The organism is bacterium, from assembly GCA_021108215.1.
In the GTDB taxonomy this organism is placed as follows: domain Bacteria; phylum Oederibacteriota; class JAAXVQ01; order JAAXVQ01; family JAUVAV01; genus JAIORK01.
Genome location: JAIORK010000012.1, coordinates 123553 through 137139, shown reverse-complemented (window position 1 = coordinate 137139; position 13587 = coordinate 123553). Strand labels below are relative to the sequence as shown.

10 protein-coding genes are annotated in these 13587 nt (G+C 42.7%); 1 reads left to right on the top strand and 9 read right to left on the bottom strand.

The window, feature by feature from the left end; genetic code table 11:
• Positions 1 to 4 precede the first annotated feature (4 nt).
• Positions 5 to 2347, top strand: a complete 2343-nt coding sequence (locus K8S19_02630; GenBank protein ID MCD4812575.1) for a GAF domain-containing protein — start codon at positions 5 to 7, stop codon at positions 2345 to 2347.
• Between the two features lie 8 nt (positions 2348 to 2355).
• Here the strand turns inward: K8S19_02630 and K8S19_02625 are convergent, their stop codons facing one another.
• From K8S19_02625 to K8S19_02585, 9 genes are all read right to left on the bottom strand, one after another.
• Positions 2356 to 3522 carry an aminotransferase class I/II-fold pyridoxal phosphate-dependent enzyme gene (locus tag K8S19_02625; GenBank protein ID MCD4812574.1) on the bottom strand — a complete coding sequence of 389 codons (1167 nt, stop codon included), beginning with the start codon at positions 3520 to 3522 and terminating at the stop codon, positions 2356 to 2358.
• A 27-nt stretch (positions 3523 to 3549) separates the two neighbouring features.
• Entirely contained in the window at positions 3550 to 4485 is a 936-nt protein-coding gene (locus K8S19_02620; protein MCD4812573.1) for a sugar kinase, read from the bottom strand.
• A gap of 41 nt (positions 4486 to 4526) precedes the next feature.
• Entirely contained in the window at positions 4527 to 6128 is a 1602-nt protein-coding gene (lnt, locus tag K8S19_02615; GenBank protein ID MCD4812572.1) for an apolipoprotein N-acyltransferase, read from the bottom strand.
• The gene (locus tag K8S19_02610; GenBank protein ID MCD4812571.1) at positions 6125 to 6826 is read right to left on the bottom strand and encodes a hypothetical protein; all 702 of its coding nucleotides are present in this window, start codon (positions 6824 to 6826) and stop codon (positions 6125 to 6127) included. The genes lnt and K8S19_02610 overlap by 4 nt, the downstream gene beginning before the upstream one ends.
• Positions 6827 to 6869: 43 nt before the next feature.
• Complete coding sequence (locus tag K8S19_02605; protein ID MCD4812570.1) at positions 6870 to 8249, bottom strand: diguanylate cyclase; 1380 nt, start codon at positions 8247 to 8249, stop codon at positions 6870 to 6872.
• Between the two features lie 223 nt (positions 8250 to 8472).
• Complete coding sequence (locus tag K8S19_02600) at positions 8473 to 9342, bottom strand: ATP-binding protein (protein MCD4812569.1); 870 nt, start codon at positions 9340 to 9342, stop codon at positions 8473 to 8475.
• 277 nt (positions 9343 to 9619) lie between these two features.
• Positions 9620 to 9982, bottom strand: a complete 363-nt coding sequence (locus tag K8S19_02595) for an STAS domain-containing protein (protein MCD4812568.1) — start codon at positions 9980 to 9982, stop codon at positions 9620 to 9622.
• Between the two features lie 77 nt (positions 9983 to 10059).
• Positions 10060 to 11586 (bottom strand): SpoIIE family protein phosphatase, encoded by a 1527-nt coding sequence (locus K8S19_02590; protein ID MCD4812567.1) that lies wholly within the window; start codon positions 11584 to 11586, stop codon positions 10060 to 10062.
• A gap of 32 nt (positions 11587 to 11618) precedes the next feature.
• Positions 11619 to 13511, bottom strand: coding sequence for a tetratricopeptide repeat protein (locus K8S19_02585; protein MCD4812566.1), 1893 nt, complete (start codon positions 13509 to 13511; stop codon positions 11619 to 11621).
• Between the last annotated feature and the right edge of the window lie 76 nt (positions 13512 to 13587).

Genomic DNA, 13587 nt, shown 5'->3' with positions numbered 1-13587 from the left:
CGCAATGAATTTTATTTTTTTCGCTTTTTTTGCCATGCGAACCAAGACCTCCTATATTTCATGGAATAACGAGAAACAAAATCAAAGTTATTCCGGCGAACTGGCGCGGTTCATTGATTCTTACTATATAAACCAATTCGAAAGAATTGCCGGTATGATTTCCCGATGGCATACCTCAAATTTCCAAAATCCTGATTTCTTCCAATCCGCTTTTATGGACCTCACCACTGCTTTCCCGATCATCTCTGCGATAACCCTGGAGGATTTCGATGGCAATCGGATCTACTCAAAAAATACTAATCCGGGAAAAAAAGTCCCCTTAATTCCCAGCGCTCTTTTTTTGCCCCCGCATAATAAAACCATCAAAAGTGTTTCCTATGCAATCGGAAACGCATGTTACTTCAAAGAACTCGGCGAATTGGCCATCCCGCTAAAATACACGATCCCCTTTACGAATGCTGATGAAAATCGGGATTTTTTAACAATTTTTTTATCTCTTGATGATCTTATAGCTGCCATTCAAAAATGGCATTTCGGACCTAAAACTGAATTTGCCCTGGTGAATCGCGAGGGAAAAATTCTTTTTCATCCCAGACTTGCTCAGGGCAGTCGGATTAAACAGTATTTACTTTTAGTTCACGAAAGACTTTCTTCCGCACAAAATCCCGCTTTTGCCTATTCGGGTTCCAAAGTGCTCACCTCCCCAAATGATCAAGGCGTCAATGTTTTCAGAACCTACGCGCACTGCAACCAATTGGATTGGGGGGTGTTTCTGGAACAGGATTCGGAGATTATCACGCGCCGCATTTTTCGTATGCGCTGGATACTTCTGGCGCTCTTAACCGGCCCACTCCTTTTCACACTGAGTGCAGGTCTCCTCTTCATATCCCAAGTCATGCGTCCATTGGAAGAACTGGAGGACGGTATTAAATTATTTGAAGCCGGATTACTGGCAGAGCCGCTTCCTGTAAGGTCGCAAGATGAGATCGGACGTCTCACCCAAACATTTAATCAAATGGTGCATACCCTGGTCTTCCGAAATGAAGAAATCCAAAAAAAAACGCGTAAACTTACTTTTTTCAATGAGATCACCAGCATCATCAACCAATCCATCGATCTCAATACTTTCCTTGATCGCAGCTTAAGAAAAATTCTCCAGATGATGCAAACTTTTTCCGGTTGGATTTATGTTTTTGATCCACAGCTCAAACGCATGAGCCTCGTCTCTTATCTGGGCATCTCAGAGAATACTGTTTCCCGCTTACGTGATTTCTCATTTCTTCAGGGACTCATGAAAAAAATGTATACATCGGGCAAACCATCCCTTATCCGGGATGTTGCGCGTCATTTCAAATCCCAGACTTTGGATGCAACGGACAATATCCGCGACCTCTTGCTGGTTCCTCTCCGTTCAAAAAAACGTATTGTCGGACTTCTCGCGATTGCCAGCAACCAAAAATATTTCCTCCATTACAAGGACCTTGACCAGCTGACCCGTATTGGCGACGAACTGGGGATCGCAGTGGAAAATGCCCTCTTGTATATTGAACTGCAGCTTAAAATCAAGGAACGTGAAGAGGTTAATAAGGATCTCCAGGAAATGGACCGTTTTAAAAACCGCATTCTTTCCAATGTATCCCATGAACTTCGGACGCCAATCACGACAATCAAAACTTATATCGAGCTTTTTTCAACCGATAAAATCGGCGTCCTAAGTGCTGATCAAAAAGAAAAATTCCAAATCATGAGCCGCAATGTCAACAACCTATTAAACCTTATTAATGACCTGCTAACATTGGCAAAAATCCAAGATCAAAAAATGCTTTTAAAAAATATGGAAGTATTGATTTTCCAGGAACTGGTCTCAGATGTTATTTCCGATACAATTGAACTGGCAAAAAATAAAGGCATTAAATTGCTATGGCAAGGTCCGAAGCATCCTGTCATGGTCAGAATGCACCGGCATAAAATCCAACAAGTTTTACAAAATCTGGTTACCAATGCCATCAAATTCACGGAAAACGGCTCCGTCAAAATCATACTTAAAGTACTGGCACCCGGCACTGATAAGGAACTAAAAAACGAAGAAAAACGACTCGAAGTCAGTATTGTCGATACCGGAGCCGGCATCCCCAAAAAATCAATCAAGAAAATTTTCCAACGTTTTTTTCAGGTTGATTCGTCTTCCACGCGTAAATATGTCGGAACCGGATTAGGACTTGCGATTGTAAAAGAAATCCTTGAGGCACATGGTTCGGAAATCCAGGTTGAAAGCCGGATCAATGAAGGGAGTCGTTTCTGGTTTACTATCCCCATCTCACCGGCACCAAAAATCAATAAATTATAAATAATCGTCTAGCAAAACATTTTCTTGATACCGCGCAATGCCTGCCGGATTCTTTCCTCATTTTCAATCAAAGCGAACCGGACAAAACCTTCCCCGCCTTCGCCGAAACCCGCGCCCGGTGACACAGCCACTTTGGCCTCATCCAACATTTTCATGGCAAAATCAACAGACGGCATTTCTTTATATTTTTCAGGAATCGGTGCCCAGACAAACATTGTGGCATCCGGTTTCGGAACATTCCACCCCAATTTATTCAACCCGTCAACTAGGGTATCACGCCGGAATTTATAAGTATCCACGATTTCCTTCACGCAGTCTTGCGGCCCATTGAGCGCACAAATCCCGGCTATCTGAATTGGCGCAAACATTCCGTAATCCAGATAGCTTTTTATTCTGCTTAATATGCCGACCGCCTCATGATTTCCTACCATAAAACCGATCCGCCATCCCGGCATATTATACGTCTTTGAGACTGAATAAAATTCCACCCCAACGTCCTTGGCATCCGGCACTTGAAGAAAACTTGGCGATTTATAGTCATCAAAACACAGTTCAGCATACGCATGATCGTGGATGACCAAAAATTTCTCCTGTTTGGCCAGTGCAACAATTTTTTCAAAGAATTCAAGCTCCACCGTTGTACCTGTAGGATTCTGCGGATATGAAAGGATGATCGCCTTAGGTTTCGGCCAAGCATTTTTACAGGCATCGACAATTTTCGGGTAAATATCCTCCCCCGGCTTAAATGGAATTCCGATCACATTGCCTTCCGCCAAAACCACTGAATAGGCGTGGATGGGATAGCATGGCGTCGGTACGATAACCGCATCGCCCGGATCCAACAACGCCAGCATTAAATGAGAAATACCTTCTTTGGCACCGATAGTGGCAATCGCTTCACGGTCAGGGTCCAGGTCAACATCAAACCGTCTTGCGTACCACTGACAGACAGCCTCACGCAGTTTAAAAACCCCTTTTGAGACGGAATAGCGATGGTTCTGTGGTTTTTGCACTGCCTCCACCAGTTTGTCAACAATGTGTTGGGGTGTTCCCATATCGGGATTTCCCATCCCAAAATCAATAATATCTTCACCGCGCAAGCGTGCTGTTTTCGTTCCTGCAGTTACTTTTGCTAAAATATAAGGTGGGATTCTGTTCAATTTATTTGAATTCATCTGCTACCTCTCTCGCGTTTTCATACGCTATTTTCCCGAACACGAAATGGTCAAAGCGCTATCACGTATTTCAGATATCTGTTTTAATTTTTTGTGCCGGTCACCAATATCATTTTCAGTCAATCCGGCAAGACGATTGACTGAAAAATCTTCCACTGTGAAAGACGCCATAACCGTCCCAACGGAAGCCGCAGTTTTCAAGGTGTCGATCGTAATTTCATTTTGTTGGGCCAAAGCGCCAATCAATCCGCCGGCAAAGGTATCTCCGGCACCGGTCGGGTCCTTCACAGCAACCACCGGAAAGGCGGGCAAAACCCCCATCGCTGTTTCCCAAAACACCAAGGCACCATGTTCCCCTTTTTTAACCGCCACGCCTTTAGGCCCCAGCGCCTGAATCCAGCGGGCTGCTGAAATAAGATTGGATTGGCCGGATAACTGTCTGGCCTCTGCATCATTAACCACAACCATATCGACACGCTTGATGACCTCAAGCAATGCCGCGCGCTTAATGTCAATCCAAAGATTCATTGTATCCAACATCACAAACCGGGGCCGATCCATGGCATCCAACACTTCCAACTGCAGTTCCGGATCAATATTGGCCAAAAAAAGAAACGGTGCATCTTTATACTTCCCGGGGATTTTCGGTGAAAAAACGGCAAAAACATTTAGCTGAGTATCCACTGTAAATGCCGTCCCCATCTCTTTTTCGTAATAACCTTCCCAATGAAATGTTTTTCCCTGGGTTCTTTCCAAGCCCACAGAAGATACGCCATGTTTTTCCAGCAATGCAACATGTGCATCAGAAAAATCCTCCCCCACAACACCTACAATCCCCGGCGAGGTAAAGTAACCGGCGGATAAAGATGCGTATACCGCTGATCCGCCGAGCGCATCTTTCACCTCACCCTCCGGGGTCTTTACATCATCCAGCGCCACGGAACCTACAATGACCACATCCATCCCGTTTCTCCTTTTACATTGTTTTAATTTGAATTCAAAATTTATTCCCAGCCAAACCTGCGGCGTGTCTTCAGGATTGCCAAAGGCAAAAAGATTTCCAAGAATAACACAAATCCACAAATCCAGCAAAGCCAATTCCCATAGCGCACAAACAGTGTCTGATGATGTAATAATCGAACAGTGCTTGTAATTTGACCAGCCTGATCAATCGGAAGTGCCGTTAAAATCCGGCCCCGCGGAGAAATGATGCATGAATACCCTGTCGTCGCGGCACGGACCAAATATCGGGAAGTCTCCGCTGCACGTAAAACAGAAAACGATGTATGTTGGGCAGGTGCTGCCGTTTTACCAAACCAAGTATCATTTGAAATAACGACTAAAAGATTACTCCCTTTTTTTACCAACTCTCTGCCATAACGCGAAAAAATACTTTCAAAACAAATCAACCCACCCACAACGCCTTTGCCCAACTTCAGTACTTTTCGTTCCCTACCAGGGGTCCAGCCTGCCCCCCCATACCGGCGCACCACCTTATGAACAAAAAACAACAATGAATCTTTCATGGGCACGTACTCTCCAAATGGGACCAAATGCCGTTTTGCTGTTTGCCCCCGATGGTTCCCCTGCGCATCAATCAGAAGCAGTGTATTAAAATACAGATATTCTTTTCCTGAAGATTTTTCAACTTCATCCGTCCCCACCAGTTGGGCCATCTGGAATCGCCGCGACCAATCTCGAATAATTAAGGATAATTGTTGATCCAAACTAAATATCCCCGGAAAAGCGGTCTCAGGCCAAACACTTAATTCGGCGCCGGCTTGCTTGGCATCTGCCGTTAGTTTGGCATAGACTTCAAGCGTTTTTTTCTGATAGGCCTGATCCCACGGTTGATTTTGATCAATATTTCCTTGCAATGCAGCTACTGAATATTCCGATACCTTTAACTGCTCCTGGTCATAAGCTTTTTTCTCATACAAAACACCCCCCATAAGGAGTAAAAGCATAAGCAGCAGACCACTCTGGCGTAACCACCCCTGTCGTCTGTCAACCGGGGGTGTGCCGCGAACCGTATCCTCGCCTGCAATTTTCGGAAATATTTTTACCAAAATTTTATAAACACCAACATTAACCAAAACGGTTATCCAGGAAAGTCCCCAGACGCCGGTCACCGGTGCGACGGCAAGCATGAAAGGATTCTGATAATGTGCATACCCCAACGCAACCCAGGGAAAACCGGAAATCAAATAATCCCGAACATATTCAAGCACGATCCAAAGCATGGGTGCTGCAATCCAAACAGAAATCCTGCGTGCAAGTAATTTGTGATAGGCCCACAAAAACAAAGCCGGGTAACACGCCAGATAAGCAGAAAGAATCAACCATGCCAGCGGACCGAGCGGATGCATTGATTTCATCCCAGCCATCCAAAGGATCGCCCCGCCTAAATAAACCATCCCAAAAACAAATCCCAGGCGCCATGCCGACCAGGGCCGCTGCGGACTGCGTACCATGAGCAAGGGCACCAAACAAACAAAGGCCAAAAAACCTCCCTGCCATTGCAGTTTATAAAACACCGGATTAGGAAAAGCCATGGTTGCCAGCAAACCGCCCGCCAGACTAAAAAGGATGTTTCTTAATTTCATGCTCTACCGTTTCCAGTCGTGATCCACCAAGTATTTTCCAAAAACTCAAAAATAATATCACCAAACCATAATACAAATCGAAAAAACAACACCCAGGTTTCTTTAAAAAATTCCACCAGTGTCATCACTTCCGGTGAAATAACAGAAATAATGATGGCCAAAACCAAAATATTCATAAAATATACAAATGACAAAGAAAAATACGTCCCCACCTGCACAATATCACTCTGTTGGTCCCGCAATGAATGCAATGTAAGTCCGATATGAAACGCAAGCGTAAATCCAACAAAAAATGCCAATACTGAATAAAATTTAGGTGCCGCAATAAAATAGATCGGCAAAATAAGAAATGTATAAATCGGAAAAAAATAGGGTGCCAATGCAATAAAAAAATTTGTTTTTGACAGCGTTACCTGGCCGCCTTCCCGCGAAACCAGCAAGGATTTAATACGCCCCCCAAGAATAACTGCCCAAAAAGCATGCGTCAACTCATGCCCCATCACATGCATAAATACCGGTTTCCACAGCAATAGGTGCATCACCAGATAAATGCCGGCACCTGTAATCAGCGCCAGTTGCGTTGGTGTGCCAAAGGTAAATTTCCGAAAGTGACTAATGATGACCAGGGTGGAAAAAAAACCGGGAATAAGCAGCAACGTACCGACAATCCATTTCAGCCATGGTATCGGGCGTGACACTTTTACTTTTTTCTTCTTTTTCGGCTTACGCGGCATAGGCTATTTAGGCGGTGGTGGTTTGATTCCGTCCATTTTCCTTGGAACGGTACAAAGCGGCGTCCGCCGCTTCTATCAGCAGTAATGGTGTTTGTGCATCTTTTGAAAACTCGGCCAACCCAATGGAAATCGTCATTGTCACATTCTCGCCGTTTAAAACAAACGGGATGCTCTCAACCGCTTTCCGAAGACGTTCCGCCGGAATCAGGGCATCTTCCTTGGAAACTTCAGGCATAATAACCGAAAATTCCTCACCGCCATAACGCGCCGCGACATCCACATCACGGAAATTATCCTTAATCGCATTGGCAACGGCTATCAGCACTTCATCCCCTTTGGTATGACCGTAGGTGTCATTAATCCGCTTAAAATGATCAATATCCATCATCATCAATGTCATTTTGTTATGATAACGGCCGGCACGCTTTATTTCGTCATCAAGTCTAATCTGAAAATAGCGCTTTAAAAACAACTTGGTCATTGCATCAGTAATTGCTTGTTCATAGTGGCGGGCATTGCGAAGCGCCAATGCAGACAAAGATGCCAGCGTATTGATAAAATCTTTTTCCCCCTGCGCAAATTCATCCTGCGATAGTTTCCGTCCCAGAAGCATAACACCGATAATCTGGTCTTTGGCCATCAAGGGTGCCACAAGATGTGCCTTGTATGCATTGAAAAAATCCAATTCCGCTTTATATTCCGGTTTGGCTTCCATTTCCTCAATTAATAAGGACTGTTCATGCAGTCGTAAAAAATTCAGAAATTCTTCACTGGTGCGCAGCGTTTCCGGCCGGTTGGGATCCTTGCGCATCCCTTTTACATAAACTTTGGACATCGTCCGTTCGTTTTCGCCGCCTTCTAAAAACAGAATGGTCATTGTCGTAATTCCCAACTGCCCCATAGAAGTAAAACAGGTTATTTTTAAAATTGATTCCACAGAAAGGGTCGAATTCAGTTCTTTCCCAATATTAAAAAGCGTGAAAAGATCGTAAACTTTTTTATCCAGTTCACGATAGGTTTTTTCAATAATTTCAGCGTGGGAGGCCAATTCCCGGTTGGAGGTCTCAAGCTCCATTCGTTTCATTTGAGCATCCAGAACAATCTGATTAAAATTATTCGCCAAAAGACCGATTTCATCATCCCGCACCAGAGATATCCCGCCTTTTCGCATTCCTTGCAGGGTTTCCTCGGTTTCTCGGATAAGTAGTTGGATCGGTTTAAATAACTGGGAAAACATCAGATAATTTGTAAAAACTGTAATAACAACTAAAAAAAGGCTGATTGCCACGAGGGGAATACCCAATTTTGTATCCAGCAATCGATAACCCAAAAAGGCGGTGAAGACCAGCCCAATAATAATAACCAGGCTGCCATAAAGAATAAACATAAACTTGCTTCTCTGTAAAAATGGGTTTTTGAATTCTAACAAAATGAACTCCTTGTCAAATCCCCTTGCTCAGTCGAACGCCAAACCAGTTCAACCGGCATCTTCATCATAACACTTTTAGAAAAAAACACACTTTTTCTTATCGTGCCGGCGCGAACGCCATGGTCAGCCTGCCCGGCATACTGCGGTCGGCTGAAAAGCCGGTAAATTCACAGCTAACATATTAAAAACGCTTTAAAATTCTCAGTTCATTGATATGATTATCACTCCGGTAGTGCACTTCATCCATAAACTTGACGATCAGATACCGTCCCAGCCCTCCGACACGCCGTTCTTCAATATGCTTTTTCAAATCAGGCAGTGGTGTGTTGTCACTGTCAAAAGAACGACCATGGTCCCGGATGACTATTTCCAGTTTATCAGAATATAGCCAGGCTTCAACTTGAATTTCTTGATATGGATCAAAAGAATAGGCATGCTCGACCACATTCGCAAGCGCTTCGTCAAGCGACATCTCAATCTGAGCTATTTTTTCTTCATCAATATTTTCTTCACTTGATATACCAACGATAAAATTCCGCACATGATTTAAATAATTAACATCACTGGGAATTTTAAATTCCAAATACTTAACATATCCCATCTCGCTGTTTTTTCCATGCTTCAATGGAATTACATGTCCAAATTTATCCACATAATAAATTTCATTGCAATGAATACATCGAAAAACATCGATTTTCCCGGCAATATTCTTTTTTTCGCATCCGGGGCATTTGACATCAACCGGAAAGGATACTAACTGACCTGTTTCTACAACACGAAGCGATGTCTCACCCACACCATCTTTATCCCAGACCCTGATTTTCACCTGTCCCGGGCCGGTCAGGATAAAATCCGATTGCCAGACACCCTTTTGAAATCCTCTGGCCAAAACCGGTGAAATCAATCCTTTATCAACAATCAAATGAGGTTGACCATGATATGTCTCTATTGAATTACCGGTCGGATCCACCGCCCTGACCGTAATTTTTGCCGGTTCTCCAGATACCATTTCTTTACAATCCACAATAATTTCAAAATGATGAGCCTGCATACGCCGAATTCCCGATTCGTAGTATTGAAATAACCATTACACCAAAACCCTTGTGGGTCGAGATATTTTCAAATTATAAAAATCCACGGGCTTACCCGGCATCCGACATTCGCCCCCGAATACGCTGGGCAAGCCGGGCAGGCTGCCCAGCGTATTCGCGCCAGCACAATAAAATCCGGTTTTAAAAAATGTGCAAGACGTTTTTAATGCCAAAACTGCCCTTTTATTTTTACACGGTGGATTTTTCGAGAAGGTTGATACACAATACCAACACAAATTATTGCCCTTCAATGAATTTCGCAACCGCCGCAGCTTCATTATCCACAATCTCAAATAATTCAGAAAATCCTAAAAGATCAAACACTTTAAAGATCTTCGGCGAGAGATTGATTAAAATAATATCACCATCGTTGTCGCGAATCTCATCAATAACACCCATAAATGTTCCCAAACCGGCACTACTGATATAGTCTAATTTGGCAAGATTTACAATCAATTTGAACTTTTGTTCTTTAATCAAGCGATTAAACGTTTCTTCCAATTCAGCCACCGTATAGGCATCCAAAAAGCCCTCTACATCAATAACAGTACATTCTGTATTGATGGATGAGTTTTGCACATTAACGTTAATTTTTTTCATTCACACACCTCCACCCGCTCACATTGGCAGGCAGTTTATCATAAAAATCCTTATAATGAAACACTTTTTTTACAGATCTACCCAATTTTTACCGTCAGTAGCGTAATATCATCATGTTGCGGTGCCCCAGCGGTAAAATCCATTAATTCATTAATAATGGTATCATTCAATTCCTGTGAACTTTTTGAGACGTTTCGGCCAACCACTTCAGCCAGCCTTTCTTCAGTAAATTCTTCTTCATTGTTATTCATCGCCTCGGTCACACCATCGGTGTATAGCACAAAAACATCACCTGGATATAATTGAATATTAACTGACTGCGTCTTTTTGTCAAACCGGACACCTTTATCCAGGCCCAAGGCTATTCCAGAAGGATTAAACATATCCACTTTACCGTCGGCATGCCCAACGATTAAGGGATTGTGACCCGCATTGGCACAATTAATCGTCTTCTTCTTTATATCTAAAAGCAAATGAAACATGGTCACAAACATCCCGCGTTTAATATCTTTATATAAAAGTGAATTGGTTTTTGAAATTACTTTATATGCATCCAGCAGATGAATTTGTGAACGTAAAATACTACGGGTCATCACCATTCCCAAGCATCCCGGAATACCCTTTCCAGAGACGTCGGCAACCGTGATGCCCAATAAATTATCACTAATATTATGAAAATCGTAATAGTCCCCGCCGACTTCCTTGGCAGACTGATAAAAAGATACAATTTGAAGACCTTCAATCACAGGATCGGATTTGGGTAATAAAACTGCCTGAATTTTCCGGGCGGTTTCCAATTCTTGCTCCAGTTTTTCTTTCTCAATTAAATTCTTTTGAGCGGTCTTGAGATCACTGGTCATTTTATTAAATGTTTTTGCCAGATTGCCTATTTCATCCTGACTCTTAACCTTGATGGTATAATCAAGATTTCCTTGACCAACAATTTGTGCACCGGCCTCCAAGGCACGAATGGGTTGCACAATAATACTTACTAAAATAAGTGTCACAATCATCCCGGTAATAATAAACCCCAATGCAATCACCATAATTTGGGTAACCGCTTCCTGGATGACTTCCTCAATCAATTTTTGAGACAGTCCCACATGAGCTTCCCCTAGTTTGGCGCGGTTCTGCAATAAAATTGGAATGGCAATATCCACTGTTTTGACGGTTTGATATTGAAAAATTTTAGAAATAGCAATCGACTTACTCTCAAGCGTAAGAACACCTGGCGGGCGTTGATAAGGTTTCCCTGATTCAGAAATGTTATTATGGGCAACAATCATCCCATTTTCATCCACCAACAGCGCATACATAACACCTTTGTTCCCCATGGCATCCTTCACCAACGATGCCAAGGGTAAAATCTCTCCCCGCAAAAGTGGTTTCGCTGCATTCACTGCCATATTTTTGGCGATCGTAATACCACGCTGCTCCATTTCGGCACGCAAAGCCTTTTGCTCTCCTTGCAATGCAAAAAAACTGATAAAAATAATTGTCAGAGTTAAAAGCAATGTGATCGAAAGGACAAACTTAAAACGCAAACCACGCTTGGATTTTAATTTTATGATTGGCACTTTAGCTTCCGTATTGTCAATAGCCATGCAGCCGACCTTTCTTTAAAAATCTTGAAAACCTACTGTGATTTGATACCACGTTTTTCCATTTCTTTCAATTCCATTTCCGCCTTGGTAATAGAACTTTTTGCTTCCTGATTTTCCGGGTCCAACAGAAGGATTTTTTTCCACACTTCAATTGCCCTGCGATTTTGTCCGTCCAAATAGAGCGATACGCCGTCATAATACAGTTTTTTAATTTCTTCTTTACTAACAGTAACCTGAGCTATTTTTCCTGTAAACTTCTTTAAATAGTCATTGGCCTCGGAATTGTCCGGGTCCAATTTAAGTACTTCCGTAAATTTCTCCTTGGACTCCGGAATTCTACCCGAATTGGCCAATTCAATCCCGCGCGCCATAAGCGCTTTAATATTTTCCCGCAGTTGGGTCCGGGCTTTATATAAAAGATTTTTAATGCCCTGATTGTTTTGATCCATCTCCATGGCGCGTTCCAAACTAACAATCGCTTCGCGCAATTTCCCTTTGGAAAACAACTCAATGCCCTTCCGATAATTTCTTTCCGTACCGGATTTTTGTTCCGTCTGTACTTTGCGAACCATTCTCTTTGCAGTAATATTGGTGGGATCTTTTCTTGAAATACTCTTTAGATCCCGCAATGCGGCTTTCACATTCCCGCCCCGTTTAATACTGTCTAATGCCTGCGCAGTTTTAATCTCATCTTTTTCCTTTTGCTTTAATTTCACCCGTTCCATTCCGCGGCGTGCCTTCTTGTTTTTAGGATCCAACCGCAACGCGGCCCTGAATTCACGATAGGCTTCCTGATGCAGACCACGCCGCAAATAAGCTTCGGCGCGATCGCTATGCTCGTTGATTTTAGAGGCCAGCTTCACCCTGGCGGTTTTAATAAATTTATTGGCTGTGGCATTTTTAGAATCAAGTTTTCGGACATTGCTCCAGGCTTTTACCGCCGCCTCGTAATCGCCATCAAAGTAAGCCTTACTGCCCTTACGGAGATAATAATCAATTGCTTTGGTTCGGATGGTCCGGTAATTTCTTTTGGCCGAACGGTCTGCGGGAGAAATTTTGAGTACCTGACGGTAAAAATAGAGTGCCTTAATATATTCGCCCTTATCCTCATAGGTCACGGCAAGTTGCCGGTATGCTTCAATATAATCTTTTTTAATTTTTATCGCCTGTTTGAATTTTTTTAGCGCGATATCTAGATTGGCTTTTTTATAAGCCACCAACCCCATTCCATAATGACTCTCCGCATCCCCGGGATTTATTTTATGGGCGCGCGAAAAATATTCGTAGGCCGCTTTCACTTCACCTTTATAAAAATGGGCGAATGCAACCCTATTCAAAAATTTAGCCGTCACCGACACTTTCTTTGCTTTGGATTGCCCGTAGAGCTTAATAACTTCACTATGTTTTTTTAAATCAAAATAAAGCTGCGCCAGCCTCTCATAGGAATAAATGGATTTCGGATCAATGTTTAGAATTTTTTTATACACCCGAATCGCTTCATCCGCCCGGTTCAAAGTTACATAAATAAAAGCGAGTTTATTAAGTGCATCCAGATTATTCGGCTGAAGCCGTAAGCTCTCCTGCAAAGCATTGATGGCATCATCCGGCCTACTTAGATTCAGATAAACCAGACTCAGGTTGTTTCTTGCATCGATATTATCCGGATTAATATCCAGAACTTTACGCAGATTTTTTTCTGCATCCTGAAGATTTCCCAATCGCAAATAAACCGATCCCAACAGCACCAGCGCTTCTTCGTCTTTAGAATTAAGTTGAATGACCTTTTTAAGATAAGCTAATGAGAGTATATATTTACCCTGTTGGAAATAATACAAACCGAGATTAAATTGTGCATTGGGATTTTTGGATTGTGTTGCCGCCAAATTTTTTAGTTTGCTTAAATTATCAGATTCAGCTCTACTCAAGGATATAGCGCCTATAATAAACACACTTAAAAGTATTAAAATAGTCGCCGTTTTATTGCGGGAACTTTTATAGCCC

Excerpts from the sequence above, each read along its gene's own strand:
- K8S19_02605 (MCD4812570.1), bottom strand. The coding sequence starts at position 8,249 with ATGTTTATTCTTTATGGCAGCCTGGTTATTATTATTGGGCTGGTCTTC.
- K8S19_02600 (MCD4812569.1), bottom strand. The coding sequence starts at position 9,342 with ATGCAGGCTCATCATTTTGAAATTATTGTGGATTGTAAAGAAATGGTA.
- K8S19_02625 (MCD4812574.1), bottom strand. The coding sequence starts at position 3,522 with ATGAATTCAAATAAATTGAACAGAATCCCACCTTATATTTTAGCAAAA.
- K8S19_02620 (MCD4812573.1), bottom strand. The coding sequence starts at position 4,485 with ATGGATGTGGTCATTGTAGGTTCCGTGGCGCTGGATGATGTAAAGACC.
- lnt (MCD4812572.1), bottom strand. The coding sequence starts at position 6,128 with ATGAAATTAAGAAACATCCTTTTTAGTCTGGCGGGCGGTTTGCTGGCA.
- K8S19_02595 (MCD4812568.1), bottom strand. The coding sequence starts at position 9,982 with ATGAAAAAAATTAACGTTAATGTGCAAAACTCATCCATCAATACAGAA.
- K8S19_02590 (MCD4812567.1), bottom strand. The coding sequence starts at position 11,586 with ATGGCTATTGACAATACGGAAGCTAAAGTGCCAATCATAAAATTAAAA.
- K8S19_02630 (MCD4812575.1), top strand. The coding sequence starts at position 5 with ATGAATTTTATTTTTTTCGCTTTTTTTGCCATGCGAACCAAGACCTCC.